The 18,566-nt window shown below is 48.3% G+C and carries 13 protein-coding genes and 1 pseudogene; 8 read left to right on the top strand and 6 right to left on the bottom strand.

Annotated features, from left to right (window positions below; all coding sequences use genetic code 11):
- Window positions 1-73: 73 nt before the first annotated feature.
- The gene (locus E7747_RS05980; protein ID WP_228449268.1) at window positions 74-991 is read right to left on the bottom strand and encodes a DUF3943 domain-containing protein; all 918 of its coding nucleotides are present in this window, start codon (window positions 989-991) and stop codon (window positions 74-76) included.
- Between the two features lie 338 nt (window positions 992-1,329).
- On the opposite strand from E7747_RS05980, the gene E7747_RS16525 reads away from it, so the two are divergent.
- Entirely contained in the window at window positions 1,330-1,473 is a 144-nt protein-coding gene (locus E7747_RS16525; RefSeq protein ID WP_168185252.1) for a hypothetical protein, read from the top strand.
- 152 nt (window positions 1,474-1,625) lie between these two features.
- On the opposite strand, the gene rplS is transcribed toward E7747_RS16525, so the two are convergent.
- Entirely contained in the window at window positions 1,626-1,985 is a 360-nt protein-coding gene (rplS, locus tag E7747_RS05975) for a 50S ribosomal protein L19 (RefSeq protein WP_123613700.1), read from the bottom strand.
- A gap of 368 nt (window positions 1,986-2,353) precedes the next feature.
- Here rplS and E7747_RS05970 point away from each other — a divergent pair, with 368 nt between their 5' ends.
- From E7747_RS05970 to E7747_RS05950, 5 genes and pseudogenes are all read left to right on the top strand, one after another.
- Window positions 2,354-3,313, top strand: coding sequence for an SGNH/GDSL hydrolase family protein (locus E7747_RS05970; protein ID WP_168185251.1), 960 nt, complete (start codon window positions 2,354-2,356; stop codon window positions 3,311-3,313).
- Window positions 3,314-3,399: 86 nt separating this feature from the next.
- Window positions 3,400-7,073: pseudogene (gene metH, locus E7747_RS05965) on the top strand (methionine synthase).
- A gap of 40 nt (window positions 7,074-7,113) precedes the next feature.
- A complete protein-coding gene (locus E7747_RS05960; protein WP_136414740.1) occupies window positions 7,114-8,712 on the top strand; it encodes a YifB family Mg chelatase-like AAA ATPase in 1,599 nt (532 codons plus the stop codon).
- A 530-nt stretch (window positions 8,713-9,242) separates the two neighbouring features.
- Window positions 9,243-10,556 carry a Na+/H+ antiporter NhaC family protein gene (locus tag E7747_RS05955; protein WP_136414738.1) on the top strand — a complete coding sequence of 438 codons (1,314 nt, stop codon included), beginning with the start codon at window positions 9,243-9,245 and terminating at the stop codon, window positions 10,554-10,556.
- 28 nt (window positions 10,557-10,584) lie between these two features.
- Window positions 10,585-11,484 (top strand): WYL domain-containing protein, encoded by a 900-nt coding sequence (locus E7747_RS05950; RefSeq protein ID WP_136414737.1) that lies wholly within the window; start codon window positions 10,585-10,587, stop codon window positions 11,482-11,484.
- Window positions 11,485-11,568: 84 nt separating this feature from the next.
- On the opposite strand, the gene E7747_RS05945 is transcribed toward E7747_RS05950, so the two are convergent.
- On the bottom strand, window positions 11,569-12,498 hold the full coding sequence (locus E7747_RS05945; RefSeq protein ID WP_123613706.1) for a hypothetical protein: 930 nt from the start codon (window positions 12,496-12,498) through the stop codon (window positions 11,569-11,571).
- A gap of 182 nt (window positions 12,499-12,680) precedes the next feature.
- The gene (locus E7747_RS05940; RefSeq protein ID WP_136414735.1) at window positions 12,681-14,981 is read right to left on the bottom strand and encodes a TonB-dependent receptor; all 2,301 of its coding nucleotides are present in this window, start codon (window positions 14,979-14,981) and stop codon (window positions 12,681-12,683) included.
- A 235-nt stretch (window positions 14,982-15,216) separates the two neighbouring features.
- On the opposite strand from E7747_RS05940, the gene E7747_RS05935 reads away from it, so the two are divergent.
- Both E7747_RS05935 and E7747_RS05930 read left to right on the top strand, forming a co-directional pair.
- Window positions 15,217-15,438 (top strand): DUF2795 domain-containing protein, encoded by a 222-nt coding sequence (locus E7747_RS05935; RefSeq protein WP_123613708.1) that lies wholly within the window; start codon window positions 15,217-15,219, stop codon window positions 15,436-15,438.
- Between the two features lie 215 nt (window positions 15,439-15,653).
- Window positions 15,654-16,988, top strand: a complete 1,335-nt coding sequence (locus E7747_RS05930; RefSeq protein ID WP_136414733.1) for a tyrosine-type recombinase/integrase — start codon at window positions 15,654-15,656, stop codon at window positions 16,986-16,988.
- A 58-nt stretch (window positions 16,989-17,046) separates the two neighbouring features.
- Here the strand turns inward: E7747_RS05930 and E7747_RS05925 are convergent, their stop codons facing one another.
- Together E7747_RS05925 and E7747_RS05920 are read right to left on the bottom strand one after the other, a co-directional pair.
- Entirely contained in the window at window positions 17,047-17,496 is a 450-nt protein-coding gene (locus tag E7747_RS05925; protein ID WP_136414731.1) for a hypothetical protein, read from the bottom strand.
- Between the two features lie 219 nt (window positions 17,497-17,715).
- On the bottom strand, window positions 17,716-18,480 hold the full coding sequence (locus E7747_RS05920; RefSeq protein WP_136414730.1) for a hypothetical protein: 765 nt from the start codon (window positions 18,478-18,480) through the stop codon (window positions 17,716-17,718).
- Between the last annotated feature and the right edge of the window lie 86 nt (window positions 18,481-18,566).

Raw genomic sequence — 18,566 nt, 5'->3', positions numbered from 1 at the left:
TTTCCCAATTAAGAGGCGCTACGGTATTATATTCCAAGTTTCTGACTGACATCGACAGCATTAACCCGATCGATCAGAACGTACATGTAAGAGTGAAACCGGGTGCGCCACCGACAAGGGCAGGGGTGAGCGTCGATGTGACAAGCGGCCGTTCGCGTATGACAGAAGGGTTATCAGTCCCGAGATGGGATTTACGCTCGTAGCTGCCACGGAATAAGTTGACCACCTCGTTGACAGGATCTACAAGAAAAACAACAATATTACCCATAATCCGCGACCCCCACAGAGTATAATCATGCTCTACGATATGACGCTTGCATTTATAGAACAGTTCTCCGAGAATACTCCCGACAACCGGTGTGATGATTATATCCTGATACGAGGGTCGTTCCATACATGCCTCGACACCAAACTCCCACCCTACTGTCGAAATAAGGGCCGAATAGAGCATCGATCCCCAGAAACTGAATCCACACGACCGTGCGGCCATGAAATAAGCAGCCCCGGCATAGGGATGAAGAACATAGTTGAAAATGGCATTATCATGGTCTATTTCCGGATTTTTTACAAATATATTCTTATACCATCGAGAATAGAATGTGGTGTTCTGATACGCGGCTCGATTCCATGCTGTGGCATCTTCAGGAAGACATTGCAAAACAAACAGAGTACCGAGAAAAGCGCCCGACAGCACGGCTGTGTTAATCCACATTCTATGCCAGTCGGGATGTAGACCGCCATGCCGTGAATAAGGTTCCATATAGATGCTCCAGTGCCGCTGTGGAATATCGGCAGACGGAAGCGGGATACCGGCATCATCCGCGATAGCCTCTACCGGTGTAACCGGCGGAAATGCTGCCGGTCTTCTGTAAATATTTTCCGAGCCGTGAGATTCTCGCCCTATCTCATCAATCCCAATGGATAGATGCCTGACTTCAATCGTGTCAGCCATCATCTGTGCTGCTGTCGGCTCTGCGAAAGCGAGTGCCATACAACAGGTGAAAAACGCTGCAAGGCATCGTGTGTGTATTTCTCTCGTTCCCATAACATAAATAGTTTATATTATACGATTGACGATTAATCCCGCGTGGAGAAAGGTGTGAAAACCTTTCGGTCTGATTATGTTGAAGCGTGCGTGACGCGGGCTGTTTCGTGAGTTGATTATTACTGTATCGTTCTATGTTAATAACATCCGACCGCCGCCCAAATCGTCAATTCATAAGCTAAAAATGCTTAAAGAGCATTCTGTTCAACAAATACGGCATCCAATGTGTTAATATGACAGATAGCAGTTCCAACCATAAACGAATTCCTAAAACAACTATTATTATGAGCGAGAGAAAAACAAAATCCGGCACTACACTGTGGCTTGCCATTGGGGTGGTTGTTCTGATAATATTATTGATGCTGTGGCTCACGATTGCAGACCTTCTTGGTGATACCGACGTAGCAGCATTTATCGCCCCGATCTGAAAAAATTTTAGACTCGAATTTCTTCTTACAGCCATATACAAAGTTAAAGAGCCACACAAGCTTTTTCACCTCACGATGATAGGGCATGCGGCTCTTTTTATGTCCGGGCGATGGAGTTGGGGGACGCCCGGACGGGCGGGTATTCAATATCTTTACGCCTTCTTCACTACGCGGCGCTCTTTGATACGGGCTTTCTTGCCTGTGAGACCACGGAGATAGTAAAGTTTGGCACGACGTACCTTACCATACTTGTTGATGGTAATAGAGTCGATGAAGGGTGACTCGATGGGGAAGATACGTTCAACACCGATGTTGTCAGAAATCTTGCGCACTGTGAAACGACGCTTGTCGCCGTCACCTGAGATGCGGATAACAACACCGCGATACTGCTGGATACGTTCCTTGTTACCTTCCTTGATGCGATAAGCCACGGTAATGGTATCGCCGGGCTGGAAGTCGGGATGCTGCTTGCCGGTGGCAAATGCTTCCTCTGCAACTTTAATTAAGTCCATTTTTCTATACGTATATTAAAAATGTTAACACTACTCGCAATATACGCAGGCTGCATGTCCTTGCCAGAGATTGCGAAATCGGGTGCAAAGGTAAGCGAAAATCAGGTGAATTCCAAAAGTTTGACAAAAAAATCATGCTTTTGACTTCCTTTTGCCCAACAATCAGCTTCTTTTTTTGCGGGATTGGGAAAATCGTGTAATTTTGTGACTGATATATCACTCAAACCTCTCATTTTACGAATTTTCCAATGGGATTGAATTTTATAACACGACACATAAGTTTAATTGCGGCCACAGCACTGATTCTATGCGCCTGCTCAGATTCAAAACAGCTCAAAGTCGAACCGTCAGATCCGGAGATACTTTATATGGGACGTATTTTATGGAGCGACTCTCTACCTCCCACATTCTCATACCCCGGAACGACAGCCATGCTCAACTTCGAAGGCTCGTCAATTGCAATGGAGGCTTCTCCGGGTAGCGGACAATTCATGGTAGAGATTGACTCCCTCGCTCCATTCAAAATCAATTTTACGGATTCCGATTCACTTATAACCCTCGCTGACTCACTTGCTGAGGGCAAACACTCTTTACGTGTGACGTATGCCATCGAAGGATATGAAAAACATCCTGAATTCCGTGGATTCACAATCTCCGGCACTTCACCTAAGCTGCTCCCTGCGCCGGAGCGACCCGGACTGAAAATAGAATTTATCGGCAACTCCATCACTTGCGGCTACGGCACCGAAGCGCCTGACGGCAAGACACACTACAGTTATGACACGCAGAACCACACCCTCAGCTATGCCTATCTGACAGCCCGTTCGCTGAATGCCGATTTTAACGTGGTGGCGCGCTCAGGAATCGGTATGTACCGCAGCTATGGTGGACCTCGCGAGGGGACACCTGAACAGCGGATGCCGGCCGAGTATGACCGCACACTCATCTATAACCCTTCGCACTACTGGAATCATGCCTCCTTCCGTCCCGATATAATCTGTATCAATTTAGGGACAAACGATACGTCGCTCAACGACTACGACATTTCTCTGTTCGAGGAAGCATACAAGAAGTTCCTCGTACATCTCCGCATGTTCCAGCCTCAGGCCAAAATCGTATTGCTTACAGGACCGATGCTCCATGGGACAGCCCTTGAGGATGTCAAGGCATCACTTGACAAGCTTGCGGCAAACGCCGACAATATCTATCGGTTCGATATGTCGGAACAGACAGGTGAACTCGGATATGGAGCAGACTATCATCCTTCGGCGGCACAGGCTGCAAAAAATGCAGAAGAACTGACCTCATTCCTTAAGACACTTCTCTAACAAGAATAAAGGGTTCCGGCCATAAGCTCCTGTCTTTAAGCCAACGTAGATTCAAAAAGTATCGAAATTAAATTATATTTTACACAGTGGATGACTTCAATTTGCTTCTCAAGGAGCGCATTTTAATACTCGACGGTGCGACAGGCACAATGATACAATCTTACGGACTTGGCGAGGCTGACTTCCGTGGCCGGCGCTTTGCCTCTTGGCCGTGTGACCTGCGCGGAAACAACGACCTGCTTACACTTACTCGCCCGGATGTAATCACCGATATAGCACGTCAATATATCGAGGCCGGAGCAGACATCGTCTCCACCGACACCTTCAACGCCAATGCAATATCAATGGCCGATTACGGCATGGAGGGACTGGTAGAGGAAATCAATACCGAAGCTGCAAGACTTCTGCGCCGGCTTGCCGATGAACACAAAAACGCCACAGGCCGGACCATATTCGTAGCCGGATCTATCGGTCCGACAAACAAGACTGCCTCCATGAGTCCCGATGTCAACGATCCGGCAATGCGGGCAGTCGCCTACGACGGTTTGTTTGACGCTTACCTCAGCCAGATAAGAGCACTCGTCAAAGGCGGAATCGACATACTCCTTTTCGAGACTGTATTTGACACCCTCAATCTAAAAGCAGGTCTCGATGCCGCCAGACAGGTCATGAATGAAGCCGGCAGAAAATATCCGATCATGGTCTCTGTTACCATCTCAGGCCCGGACGGACGTACATTCTCAGGACAGACATTGAAAGCATTCCTTACATCAATCAGCCACAGCGACTCAATCGCATCGGTGGGCATCAACTGTTCTTCAGGAGCGGCGGACATGCTACCCCACATCACCGAGCTTTCCCGAATTGCACCCTATCCGCTCAGCTGCTACCCGAACGCAGGACTTCCAAATGCGATGGGAGACTACGACGAGACACCAGAAACGATGTTACGGCACATGCGGGAATACTTCAACAGGAATCTTCTGAATATCGTCGGTGGCTGCTGCGGAACTACTCCGGCCCACATCGCCGCTCTGGCCAAAGAAGCCTCAGCCCACACTCCCCGCCGGATTCCACAGTCCATACAAGGTCTCCATCTTTCAGGACTTGAATCTCTCGACATCACTCCCGACTCGCTCTTTGTCAACGTCGGTGAGCGCTGCAATGTCGCAGGCTCGCGCAAATTCCTGCGACTCATCAAGGAGGGTAATCTTGACGAAGCAATTACCATCGCCCGCAAACAGGTCGAAGACGGAGCGCAGATTATCGACATAAACATGGACGACGGCATGATGGATGCCCGGAAGGAAATGTGCGGATTTCTCAATCTCATCTCAGCCGAGCCTGATATAGCCCGGGTACCCATAATGATCGATTCCTCAAAATGGGAAGTCATTGAATCGGCACTCAAATGCGTTCAAGGAAAATCAATAGTCAACTCTATCTCTCTGAAAGAAGGCGAGCAACGCTTCCTTTCACATGCCGGACGCATAATGGAACTTGGTGCGGCGGCCGTAGTAATGGCTTTCGACGAAGAAGGCCAGGCCGACACCTTCGAACGCAAGACAGCAGTCTGCGAAAGGGCCTACAGACTCCTTACCGAACGGATCGGATTCGACCCTGAAGACATAATATTCGACCCTAACATTCTCGCTATCGCCACCGGCATCAAGGAACATGACCGCTACGGACTTGATTTCATACGCGCCGTAAACTGGATAAAGACAAATCTTCCCGGAGCTAAAGTGAGCGGCGGAGTGAGCAACCTCTCGTTCTCGTTCCGTGGCAACAATTACCTGCGTGAAGCCATGCACGCCGTTTTCCTCTACCATGCGATAGCGGCCGGGATGGATATGGCGATTGTCAATCCTTCAACCTCTGTCACATACAACGATATTGACCCGGAATTACGCACACTGCTAGAAGATGTTGTGCTCTACCGCCGTGAAGATGCAGCCGACGAACTTATCGAGTACGCCCAGCAGATGCTCCGCGACAAGGATAATCAGACTCAGATTCCAGCGACCGAAAGCCGGAAAGAAGAATCATGGAGGAAACAACCGGTCGGGAGCGTCTCACACATGCGCTCGTCAAAGGCATCCACGAATATCTCGAAGAAGACCTTGCAGAAGCGCTCGAAAAATACGATGATCCTGTGAGTATAATCGATGGTCCGCTGATGGAAGGCATGAACCACGTCGGCCATCTGTTCGGTGAAGGAAAGATGTTTTTGCCACAGGTTGTAAAGACAGCGCGGACTATGAAACGCGCCGTAAACATACTCACACCGGCTATCGAGGCACGCCAAGGATCTCACGAGACAAGCAAAGCCGGAAAAATAATATTTGCAACCGTCAAGGGCGATGTCCACGACATTGGCAAAAATATCGTGTCGATAGTGCTCGCATGCAACAATTATGAGATTATCGACCTTGGAGTCATGGTGTCCGCTGAAAAAATTGTCGGCACAGCCATAAAAGAACAGCCCGACCTCGTGTGTCTTTCCGGCCTGATAACACCATCTCTCGAAGAAATGGCCCATGTCGTGGAACTGATGGAAGAAAACGGGTTGAAAATCCCGGTCATGGTTGGAGGAGCTACCACATCGCGCATCCACACAGCCGTCAAAATAGCACCATGCTATTCTGCACCTGTCATACATGTGCCCGACGCATCACAGAATCCTCTCATCGCAGCACGCCTGCTCAACTCTGCAACACGCGACAATTACATTGCTGAGCTGCGTGAGGAATACGAAACGCTGCGTCAACGCGAACGTGAACGCCTCATACCCAAAATATCGCTTGACGAAGCCCGACAGCGCTCAATCCGTCACACACTCAGTCCGTATACACCTGTCAGACCTGCCAAATACGGTCGCACTGTGATTGAAATACCCGTCGCAAAGGTGATTCCCTATATCAACTGGCGCTTCTTTTTCAACGCGTGGAAGATGCCCGGCGATTTCTCATCCGTCACCTCGCTCCACGATTGCCCGGCATGCCGTCAGGCATGGATCGAGAAACATTGTCCCGGAAACACGGCCAAGGGAAAAGAAATATTAAAGCTCTATGACGATGCAACGGAGATTCTGCGCGAGCTTGAAAAGGACAATACTGTTTGCAAGGCCGTTGTCTCCCTGACTGAAGCACATTCAGAAGGTGACGATATCGTTATAGGCAGCACACGCATCCCGACACTCCGATCGCAGACTCCTCGAAACAATGCCCCAACGCACTCTCTCGCCGACTATATAATGCCCTCCGGTGACTATGCGGGAGCATTTGCCGTGACTGTCGACCTTTCCGAAAAGTCCAGTCAATCGGAAGCCGAAGGCGATTCCTACAGAGCCTTACTGCTCCAGAGCATCGCACACCGGCTTGCGGAAGCCTCGTCGGAATATCTTCACTCCATCGTCAGACGAGAGCTGTGGGGCTATGCCAAAGATGAAAGACTGTCGCCATTACAGATGTTCCAAGCACGCTATGCCGGAATACGTCCGGCCGTAGGCTATCCATCTCTCCCCGACCAGAAACTAACGTTTGTGTTGTCCGGGTTGCTGAACTTCGATGAAATCGGAATCACGCTCACCGAAAACGGAGCAATGGAACCCTCTGCGACCGTCTGCGGACTGTATATAGCACATCCTGATGCCTCCTATTTTATGCTCGGCCCGATAGCCGACGACCAGATGGCCGACTATGCCCGACGGCGCGGAATGAGCATTGATGACGTGCGCAGACTGCTCGCACACAACTGACCTCTCACCCGATTACAAACCTAAACCACACTCTAATTCCATGCTTATCAAGACATACGGTGCTGCCGTTCAGGGTATCGACGCACTGGTTATAACCATCGAAGTTGTAGCCGAGACAGGCGTGCAGTTCTCCCTTGTGGGAATGGCCGATACAGCCGTCAAGGAGAGTTACCAGCGAGTCCTGTCGGCTGTCAGCCAGTCAGGCTACAAATGGCCACGGCGAAGGATTGTTGTCAACCTGTCGCCAGCCGATGTTAAAAAAGAGGGTGCGGCCTACGACCTGCCGATTGCAATCGGCATACTTGCGGCATGCGAACAGCTTAGTCCTGTCATCCCGCTTGATTCGTTCATGATTATGGGCGAATTGTCACTTGACGGGTCTATACTCCCGATAAAGGGTGTTCTCCCGATGGCTATCAAAGCCCGTGAAATGGGTTTCAAAGGAATGATTGTACCCGTGGCCAATGCCACCGAGGCCGCAGTGGTAAACAATATAGATATATATGGAATGTCGACACTCCGCGAGGTCATTGAATTTGTCATCGGAAAGAGCGATCCGATTCCCGTCCGTGTCAATACGCGAGAGGAGTTCGCACGGGCATCAGCCATATTCGACTGCGACTTTTCAGAAGTAAAAGGACAGGAAAACGTGAAAAGAGCTTTTGAAGTTGCATGTGCCGGAGGCCATAATATCCTCATGATAGGACCTCCCGGAGCAGGAAAATCGATGATGGCAAAACGCATCCCCACTATCCTCCCCCCGTTGACATTATCCGAAGCCCTCGAAACCACCAAAATCCACTCTGTGGCAGGAAAACTGCGGAGCGGTTCAAGGCTGATGACATCGCGGCCTTACCGTTCGCCACATCACACAATCTCACCGGTCGCACTTGTGGGCGGCGGAGCTAATCCTGCCCCGGGTGAGATCTCGCTTGCCCACAACGGGGTGCTTTTTCTCGACGAGTTTCCTGAATTCTCACGGCAGGTCCTCGAAGTAATGCGACAGCCTCTGGAGGACCGCCACATCACAATCTCCAGAGCAAAATATACCATTGACTATCCGGCCGGTTTCATGCTCGTCGCATCAATGAATCCATGCCCGTGCGGATATTACAACCATCCGTCAAAAGAGTGTATCTGTTCTCAGGCAGCCGTACAGAGATACCTTAACCGTATCAGCGGACCGCTCCTTGACCGCATAGACCTCCAGATAGAAATCTATCCTGTCGCGTTCGACGAACTCTCTTCTGCCCGGGAAGGCGAAAAGAGCGAGGCCATGAAATCAAGGGTGGTCAGGGCACGCGAAATCCAAGCACTACGGTTCGCATCGGAGAGAGGCATACACTGCAATGCCCAGATGTCGTCACGACTGCTACGGAACTATGCCTCTATTGACCGCAAAGGGCTCGAAACCTTGCGCGAGGCGATGACCCGTCTCGACATGAGCGCACGGGCGTATGACCGTATCCTTAAAGTAGCACGGACAATAGCAGACCTCGAACATGGTCTTGACCCTTCGCTCTCCACCGCAGAAGCTGTCAGCGCCCCGATACTTACCCATCATATCCAAGAAGCGCTGTCCTACCGTAATCTTGACCGTGGCAACTGGGGACGGACCGTCGATAAAATGCCATTCTGAAGCAATAGAGTCTCAAGCGAAAAAGCAAGCACATATCGCACTGATTACCAGCAAATTTCCCTGCAAAACTCTCTACGCAGGAAAATATGCTCAATTTTTTTATATGTTATACAACATAATTTAAAAACATTTTGTAACTTTGCAGCGTTACTTAAGAGAAAGCAACAGACATTCAGGTTTTTTAAATTCACTATTTATTATGACCAACTTAATCAAAAAAGCCGCAAACGCACTTCGCACTGCAAACTATTGCATCGCACGAGCAGAACTCTATCTCAACGAAGCGAAATGCCACAATGAAAAGTAAGCCATCGAATGGCTACCGAGTAAACAATCACAGCCGCGTTCCTTTAATAAAAGGGGCGTTTTTTTATGTCTTTACAATCCGTTCATTGCCAAAGTATTTATGAACGATACGTTTCCGACAGCTATCATCATCTGCTTTTGGGGGCTTTTGAGATTTATTATTACCTTTGCAATCAATACATAGTAGCCTTATCAACTACGTAAATATCACACACGACTCAACTATGATTGAAAAACCGACAATCAACACAGACCGGCGCATCCCGCCGGGACGCGGATGGCTTGCACTGTCGCCCGTCATTGTGTTTCTGCTTCTTTACGTGATGGTATCCGTCATACTCGACGATTTCTATAAGATGCCTATTGCCGTAGCCCTCGTCGTCGCTTCAATGTGGGCAGTGGCAATCTATCGCGGACATCCTCTGATGGAACGCATCGAGACATTTTCACGTGCGGCAGGACATTTCAACATTCTGTATATGATATGGGTGTTCGTTCTCGCCGGGGCATTTGCAACGATTGCAAAAGAAATCGGAGCGATTGACGCGACCGTCAATCTCACACTGCGCTTCTTTCCGCCGGAATACGTAGTCCCGACGATGTTTTTTGCGGCCTGTTTCATCTCGCTGTCAGTCGGGACATCGGTCGGAACGGTCGTAGCCCTGACCCCTCTCGCAGTTGAAATCGCACAAATGGTCGAAGCCAACACAGCTTTCTACGTAGCAGTGGTGCTCGGTGGCGCATTCTTCGGCGACAATCTGTCATTCATTTCCGACACGACCATTGCGGCCACTCGCTCGCAGGGATGCAATATGGCCGACAAGTTCAAGGCCAACCTATGGATAGCCCTACCGGCCGCACTTGTCACTCTCATTGCCTATATTATAATGGGACAGGACACGCCGCCGATACAGCTCGCACAGGAAAGCGACTACATGCTTATCCTACCCTACATCGTCGTCTTGGCGACCGCAATCGCAGGCATAAATGTAACCATAGTCCTGTCGTTGGGCATACTCACGGCAATTATAATGGGTATGGTCAACGGGATTTCCCTTATTGACATGGCCTCATTTGCCGGAGCTGGCATCGACGGGATGGGCGATCTCATCATCATCACACTCCTCGCCGCCGGAATGTTAGGACTCATCAAGGCTGCCGGAGGCATACAGTTTCTGCTGCAAGGGCTGACGTCACGCATATCAGGCAGACGTGGAGCACAAGCCATACTCGCACTGCTTGTGGGGATTGTGAACCTTTGCACCGCCAACAACACTGTAGCCATCATCACGGTCGGCGGAATTTCCCGCGACATCGCCGAACGCTACGGCATTGACCCGAGGAAAAGCGCGTCGCTGCTCGACTCCGCCTCATGCGTGGTCCAGTGCCTCATACCATACGGCGCACAGACATTGCTTGCCACATCTCTCGCAGGAATCTCACCGGCCGCTCCCTTCCCTTATCTATATTATCCGTGGGCACTCGCAGCTATGATTGCAATGTCCATTATATTCCTTTTCCCCCGCAGACTCAACTGACGGGTGTCACAATCCAACCACCACCGACATGTCACGCAACCTGCTCGCCCGCTATATATGGCTCATCGATACCATCAGACGCTATGGTGCGATTACACGCGAAAAGCTCAACGAACTTTGGATGCTGTCGCCCTACTCTGACGGAAACCCATTGCCAAGAAGAACTTTCTATAACTACAGAACCGCAATCGAGGAACTTTTCAACATCAACATCGAGTGCAATCCGACCACATACGAATATTATATCGATTCCGGTGACTCTCATCAGGCAAGTGTCACAGACTGGCTGCTTAATTCGGCAGCGATGAGCAATGTGCTTTCATCTGTGAGGGATGTGTCTGAACGAATTTTTCTTGAGGATGTCCCCTCCGCCCGGCTATATCTGTCGCAAGTGATTTCGGCTTTGCGCGAACAGCTTCAGCTCCATTTCACTTACCGGCCATACACACGTGTCAATCCGACACGCGATGTCGTGATCGAGCCTTATTTCCTGAAAATATTCAAACAGCGTTGGTATGTCACCGGCCTGAATATCCGCGACAAGATAATAAAGACATACGCGCTTGACCGAATGGAAGACGTGGCCATCGGAAGCGAGAAGTTCACAATCGCGCCCGACTTCGATGCAGAAAATTTCGTTAAAGACTCATTTGGCATTGTGTTCACTCAGGCTGACCCACACGATGTGTTGATACGCGCAAATACACGACGGGCCAAATACATGAGGGCGCTTCCTCTACATCATTCACAGCGTGAGGAAATCCACGATTCATTTTCCGATTTTCACTATCGGCTGCGCCTGACCCCTGACTTTGTGCAGGAAATCCTTTCGCTCGGCCCTGATGTCAAGGTGATATCTCCGCCGGAGCTTAAGGCTATGGTGACTGAAGCCCTGCATTCAGCCCTTGACCAGTATGGATTAAAATAATATAAAAGCCATATAAACAGCGAAGGCAGTTCTCCTTAATGGACTGCCTTCGCTGTTTATATTTAACGTCTGAATTCGAGAGAATTACTGCTTATCTGTTTCCTCTGTATTATAGGGAAGATAGCGCAATACGGCATTGACAGAATACTTGCCCATATCACCGAGATCGCAGGTAAACGAGATTGACGCACCGGTTGAAAGAATGGCGTTGACTCTTATGTCACTGATCGAACATCCGGGAATCGGAGTCGCTGTATCTGAAGACACCGTCTGGGGAGAATAGATATTATATTCTTTTCCGGCCTCGGTCACAACGCGGTATCCATCAGCTGTAAGCTCGACCGGCAGACCTTTGGTTGCAAAGCTATAGCGAGACATACCGTCGGCAAACTTTGCGTTGGCCACGTGGAACATTGCGGTCATATTTTCAGGATTGATAAGAAGCTGATAGTATGCCTCGTTATCCGGAGTGAGATTGAACACCGGATTTTTGCCTTCCTCCGGGGCAAGATTTGTCGCTGAAACAGAACCTATATAGGTCGGCAATGTCGGATAGACTGTCACATCATAACGGTCATTAACGGTATAATTAATAATATATACCGGGGGCATACGGAAAGGATAAGCACGGAAATTAAAAACGTCAAACACGAAGGAAGAGGTCTGGCCTACTGGTGAGAGATCCATTCCGGACGCAGTGTAAAAGGCATCCTTTATATCCTGCTTGAGAGGTAAGGATGGCAGACGGAGTGTGACACCTGAATTAGCCGCACTGAACCGAAGATTGGATATGTCGATATCTGCTGTTGCTGATGTCATATTAAACACAATGTTATATATCGGGTTCAGGCCAATGTAGGTAGTACCCGTTTCATTGTCTACTACACGGTTGAAGCAGTCCGACGGGCCGTAAGAAAATGTGTACTTCTGCTCGCCGCTGCCAGAACCGAGACAAGAGGTGAGTGAGAGAGCGGCGCTTATGAGTACGCCAAGTGAAAGAAGGTATTTCTTCATAGTCTATTTTTGGGGTTGTTATCTTATGAGTTATATGATGCCATGTCACTGTCTGATACAGACAGTTATTTATAAACGCAACTTATGTCCGCTTATTATAGCGCAAATATAGCTGTTTAGTTAAAAAACCGCAAATTTTGGTTAACTTATCCTTAAAATAATTGAGAATAAAAAACCGATTGCTATAATGACATGAAATCAAGGCGTAAAGTCAATCCTCCTCTCACAGGGAGACCGCGCTGAAAGAAACTGTTTGACATCGATTCGTAGCGGAAGGTAGAAAAACGGGTATCAGTCAGATTCTTTCCCCATATGTCCAGACTGCCGCACGGAAGTTCAAATCTGATGTTAGCACCCATTTCCGCATAAAACGGCTGTCTGTATTCATTGGCTTCGTCCCAGTATATTTCACCTGTTCCACACATATCGGCCGTGAATCCGATGCTTTTCAGCAGTGTGGATTTTATCGGCTGACGATATGTAGCTGACAGGTAGAGAGTGTTTGACGGGGCGTAAGGGACATGATTGCCCTTGTATTCGCTACCGTTATATGAGAACCGGCGGAATACGGCATGAGTGTAGCCGTATGCAAGATTAAATGCCCAGCGTGGGGTCGGACTATAGCCAAGAGTGAATTCCCCGCCTGTGCTGCGAGTGCGCTCCGCATTAATCATTATACGGCCTGTGGTCGTGCCTTCAGGGAACATTGTGAGCTGCTGGTCGCGGCAGTCAATCATGAAAAGAGCAAAAGATGAGTATACACGTCCGTGATCCACGCTGAAATGGCCTCCGATTTCATAGTTCCACGACACTTCGGGATGGTAGTTGACGAGCCCTGCGACAAGGTCTGAACTCTCTTCGGCCACCGTCTGCGGACGTCCGCCCTGTCCACCGCCCATATTTCCCATCATTTCCTGCTTCAGACGCTGCTGGAGAAACTCGGAAAACATCTGAGTGTTGAATCCTCCTGCCTTGTAACCCTTTGAGACAGATGCAAAGATTGCTGAATGCGGAAGATTGTAAGTGACACTGAATTTGGGCAGAAGCTGGGAGAAATGCTGCGAAAGACGGTCGGAATCATCAATATCGACACTGACCGATCCGAGAGGACGTTCGCCACGATACATCGTACACGACGACGAGCTGTGACTACGGTATCTGAGGGCGGTGTGCTCGTAGTCGAGACGCAGACCAAGCGCAAACGAGAAATTCCGCCAGTCATACGAGCTCTGATGATAGACCGCCACCCCTTTTACGGGCATTGTGAACTCTGAACCAAGAAAAAGATTGTCCTGATCCCATCGGAGAGCCATTCCGGCAGGCAGCATATTGTTTACATTCCCTAAAATCAGATTGTCAATGCCATCCTTGCCGAAGTTGACCGGCGCGTTCATATTGGCATACTTGTAAAATCCGAACACTCCGGCAAGCCAGCTGTAGCCTCCCTTTGTCCCGCGCAAAACGATATCCTGCGTCACACTGCGGTCATGTTGCTTCTGTGTCAGGGTAAAATAGCTTTCAGGAAGGAAATCCTGATCAAGCGTAAGATTGTCGTTCACATACTGGAAACCTGTAATCGAAGCCAAAGTAAAATACGGTGTGCTCCAGTTGACCGTCAGACCATCGGTAAAAGTGATCCGTTTATAAAAGCATGTGTCATTATAATTGATTTCATCCGTGTCTTCAAAAAAATATGGATAGCCGTTCTGACGGGTATGGCCATAGGATGCGACGTTTTCGACCAAGAGATTATCGACCGGCCGCCATGCGGTCTTCCAGCGTAAAGAACCGAGACGCTCGCGGTCAGCCTTGTCGCCGTCATAATTGTTTCTGAAATATCCTCCGCGAAAAGAGCCGTATGCACTGACCGACATACCAAGCCGAGAACCGAGAAGACCATAATATGACAATCCGAGACGATAGTTATCGTGTGTCCCTCCCTCTGCCATCGCACGTACACCCTGATAGTGTAGTGGCGAAAGGGTTGTCACGTTTATAAGTCCTGCAATCGTGTTTCGGCCATATAGTGTCGATTGTGGCCCGCGCAGGACTTCAATGCGCTGGATGTCCTGCATATCGAAATCGTAGGCATCCTTGTTGAGATACGGCACATTATCGACATTCAACCCGATAGCAGGCTGGTCGATTCTTGCCCCTATGCCGCGAACATATATCGAGGAGGTCATTCGCGAGCCATATTCCGGCATGAAAAAGTTGGGAACGATATCCGATGCGCCCTTTATCCCTCTGACGTTCAACCGCTCAAGTTCGTCTTGTCGCAATGTGGTCACAGATACCGGTTGTCTGAGCAGCGAGCGACCCTGTTTTATCGACGTAATAGTCACCTCTCCTATTGCAAGCGTATCAGGCCCTTCCTTGATACGTGGCACCGATGACATATCGTCAGTAGCAGCATGAGAAAATATCGGGCTCGTCAGAACGAACAGAAAGAGGAGATTAATGTGGCGTAAAAACTTAACCATACGTTAAAGATTGGTTTTAAATCTTGGCGACCGGTTGTAGGCCGTCTGAAAAAAGGAAGTGCAAAGGTAAGAATTATTTATCAAAAAGCCTTCTATAGCCGATTGTTTAGAAGATTTAACAAATCACCTATTGAATTCGATTGTATATATATAGAAAATGACTACCTTTGCGCCCACAAAAAACGTGGGAACATAAATATATCAACAATATACACTTATCTAACACATTACCACCATGTATTGGACACTCGAATTGGCATCAAAACTCGAAGACGCACCCTGGCCCGCCACCAAGGAAGAACTCATAGACTACGCCATGCGTTCCGGCGCACCGATGGAAGTAATCGAAAACCTTCAGGAAATCGAAGATGAAGGCGACACCTACGAATGTATCGAAGACATCTGGCCCGACTACCCCCAGAAAGAAGACTTTCTGTTTAATGAGGAGGAGTATTAAGCCCACGTAAAAGGATTAACCCAAAGAATACCAAAGAGTTGAGCTTCGCACCACGCGATAGCCCAACTCTTTTTTCTTGCATTTTACCCCCTTTTACAGCATAATAAACTGGCGTAAAATTAACGCACCGACAAAAAAAGAATATAAACAATCGGGATAAACTGTCGTATAACTGTTGTAAATTCGCTTAAAATAAAAGAAACGGAACATACAACATGGGTAAAGCAGCAAGACCATTCCCGACCGGACATTTCCGGTTGTACAAGACCAGACAAACCAAGAATGATCGCCCTCTGGTGGTCCAGATTGAATATGCTGTCAAATCAGTGGCAGTCAGACGCTCTACCGGGATCTCTGTCAAAGAAAAGGACTGGAATCCTAACGAGAACAAGGGACGTGGCGGTGTCAGGGCAAGCTACGGACCTGACTATCGCAATATCAACAGCCGGCTTACCAAAAGCGTCAGTGAGTTTGACTCCAAGATAGCGTCTTGGTGTGAGAAGCACCCCGACCGTTTGACAGTAGAGACCATGAGGGCTCTTCTTGACGACCACCCGACAACACGCGAGGACAAAGGTATTGATTTTGTGAGTTATGTGTCAGACCTCCTTAAAAACGAACTGGACCGAAATAAAATCGGTCAGAGTGTATATCGCAATGGCCTGAGCGCCATGAAAATATTCCGTGAGTTCCTGAAATCGGAAAAACGCGGTACGTATGCACCCGACAGCATTTATATCTCCGAGATTTCCACGGAGCTTATAGAGTCACACATAAAGTGGAGACGCGAGATCAAGGACAACAGTGACGATACCATAAACCATGCCCTGACCCCTATACTCAAAGGCTGTCAACAGGCAATGGTCATGGGATACATTCCGGTGGCTCTCAATGCCGCCATACAGAAGATGAGAATCATCAAGACCGTATCACTCCAGAAGAATGATGAGTCAAGCGTGAAGCATCTTTCCAAAAAGGAACTGGAGTGTCTTATAAAGTTTTACACGGAAGATAAGGAAGCGAGACGAAAGGAATATATCGAGATGTTCCTGTTTGCCCTATATGCCTGTGGTTTGCGTGTCATTGACATCATCACCCTGCAATGGTCTGACATAGACTTCGACAAACGGACTCTTAACAAGATACAGGTCAAGACAAAAAACAGGAATGTTATACCCCTAAGCGACCAGGCTATGGGAATACTTGAACAGTGGAAAGGTCGATACAATCGCTTTGTTTTCGGATTGCTTGACGATGACTTTAACCTTGATGACACAGATGCCCTGTACCGTGTGAGGAACACAAAGACACGTGGTATCAATCAAGCTCTCAATGTGATTGGTGAAAAACTGGGACTATCATTCAGTCTCACATTCCATGTCGGACGCCACACCTTTGCAGTCCTGAGCCTTAACAACGGTATGGACATGACGATGGTGAGCCAGCTTCTCGGTCATTCCTCTACTGAAATAACCGAGAAAGTCTACGCTCACTTTATGCCGGCAAGGCTACGTGAGGAGCTGAGCAAGATTAAGTTGCCATCCCTTTAGTTGGAATGCCGTTGTCCTTGCAGTGCTTGTATAAGGACGACTGTGACACCTTGATGCCCTATGCCCGTGCTGTCTGTAGGTTAAGTCTTACCGAGACAGCCGGGTTATACCACTCCGATATATTGCAATGTCCCGGATTGACAGGTATATTGTTGAACTTGCAATAGCGTCGGAGTGTAGACAGACTGACGGTAAGCCCTCTGTCGCGCGCTTCCTTCAGGTTTGAGGTAACAGATTTCCCAGGTTCATACCACGCCTGTATGGATTCGTAATTCTGATACATAAGAGCCTTCCGGGAATATGATCGTCTTGACACACCGTGTTCACGGCAGTATCCGGGAGAAGTAGTGACCTTCCCTGCGTCAAGCGACTTGAACTCCATCGCATCGAACTCGGTATAATTCATGACATCATAAGCCTTGCGGGCTATAAGTTCATCAGACAACACACCGTCGGAATTGTCATAGTAGAAATACACCCTGTGAACCAGATTGAAAAATAGATCCATGAATGTTACTCCGGGATTTATCTTGCGTATGATGCATCCGTCGGTAAACAATCGGTTACGACGTTTCTCCCCGTCACGGAAACGGTTGACCGTACATTCCCCTCGCCTGTTACGATAACGTACAAACAGTGAAAGATGATTTTCGGGTATGACACAATAGCCGGCTTCGTTATATGACAGCTTTGACCACCTTAAAAGCCTGTGTTCCTTCCCATAAATCTATAGGAATTCCTGTCTGCTCTCTGCAAGAACCTTCAAAGGGACACTGATGCTTTCAAGCTGTTTTTTCCAATCCGGGTCATTAGATTTATATTGTTTTTGATTTGATTTTGATGAATTAATATTATTAGGTTGATAGATTGCTGAAGAGTGTCTGGGTTTATAAACGTTTGGTACTACAGGAAGAAGTGAATGTTGGTAGGCGACAATCTGTTCCTGTTCAGTTGCATCGACAGGAAGGTCGGTGATTGACGAATATATCCGGTTGGAGCGGAATACCTTTGCTTCATATGTAGTTCCGTTCATGAGCTGTGTGATGACTTTACCGCAATGGTCTTTAGTCTTGTCAAGATTGGTCATCCTGCATATTTTCTCATACAGTTCACCGAAAGCACGGATATTAATACGCTCTTTGAAGACATATACCAGACGATAGCTGTACTTTCCGCCAGTACCATTTGAAAATGTCTCGTAAGCAAAGGTCGGATTCAACTGGCATTGACGGTAGAATGTTTCGAGGTCTGTATCGGTATCGTCAACATCAATGCTTATGGTTTGCGTATAGAGAAATTTATTTTTCCTACGCAGGTTCCCATAGTAAATATGGCAATAGCTGTAACCCATTCTGACCATCGAAATGAAGCTACTAAGACTCATTTTGGTCTTATTCCATCGCATTTGCCGATAGTCGGTAGGAGTCGGTTTGGAGTTGTAACATTTTTCAGTGACGGATACGTCAATCTTGAAATTGGGATTTGTGATCATATCTATAATGACTGATGGTTTTGTAAGTTATATATGAAAAAGTCCTCGAAGTCTAAATTACATATCCGGCTACCGGTGTTAGAACA

Origin of the sequence: Duncaniella dubosii (assembly GCF_004803915.1) — a bacterium.
In the GTDB taxonomy this organism is placed as follows: Bacteria; Bacteroidota; Bacteroidia; order Bacteroidales; family Muribaculaceae; genus Duncaniella; species Duncaniella dubosii.
The sequence above is the reverse complement of the archived record's forward strand: the minus strand, read 5'-3'. Positions and strand labels throughout refer to the sequence as shown.

What these genes read in the sequence shown, in the direction of transcription:
- E7747_RS05980 (WP_228449268.1), bottom strand. Translation starts at nt 991, where the DNA reads ATGGCACTCGCTTTCGCAGAGCCGACAGCAGCACAGATGATGGCTGAC.
- E7747_RS16525 (WP_168185252.1), top strand. Translation starts at nt 1,330, where the DNA reads ATGAGCGAGAGAAAAACAAAATCCGGCACTACACTGTGGCTTGCCATT.
- rplS (WP_123613700.1), bottom strand. Translation starts at nt 1,985, where the DNA reads ATGGACTTAATTAAAGTTGCAGAGGAAGCATTTGCCACCGGCAAGCAG.
- E7747_RS05970 (WP_168185251.1), top strand. Translation starts at nt 2,354, where the DNA reads ATGGGACGTATTTTATGGAGCGACTCTCTACCTCCCACATTCTCATAC.
- E7747_RS05960 (WP_136414740.1), top strand. Translation starts at nt 7,114, where the DNA reads ATGCTTATCAAGACATACGGTGCTGCCGTTCAGGGTATCGACGCACTG.
- E7747_RS05955 (WP_136414738.1), top strand. Translation starts at nt 9,243, where the DNA reads ATGATTGAAAAACCGACAATCAACACAGACCGGCGCATCCCGCCGGGA.
- E7747_RS05950 (WP_136414737.1), top strand. Translation starts at nt 10,585, where the DNA reads ATGTCACGCAACCTGCTCGCCCGCTATATATGGCTCATCGATACCATC.
- E7747_RS05945 (WP_123613706.1), bottom strand. Translation starts at nt 12,498, where the DNA reads ATGAAGAAATACCTTCTTTCACTTGGCGTACTCATAAGCGCCGCTCTC.
- E7747_RS05940 (WP_136414735.1), bottom strand. Translation starts at nt 14,981, where the DNA reads ATGGTTAAGTTTTTACGCCACATTAATCTCCTCTTTCTGTTCGTTCTG.
- E7747_RS05935 (WP_123613708.1), top strand. Translation starts at nt 15,217, where the DNA reads ATGTATTGGACACTCGAATTGGCATCAAAACTCGAAGACGCACCCTGG.
- E7747_RS05930 (WP_136414733.1), top strand. Translation starts at nt 15,654, where the DNA reads ATGGGTAAAGCAGCAAGACCATTCCCGACCGGACATTTCCGGTTGTAC.
- E7747_RS05925 (WP_136414731.1), bottom strand. Translation starts at nt 17,496, where the DNA reads ATGGATCTATTTTTCAATCTGGTTCACAGGGTGTATTTCTACTATGAC.
- E7747_RS05920 (WP_136414730.1), bottom strand. Translation starts at nt 18,480, where the DNA reads ATGATCACAAATCCCAATTTCAAGATTGACGTATCCGTCACTGAAAAA.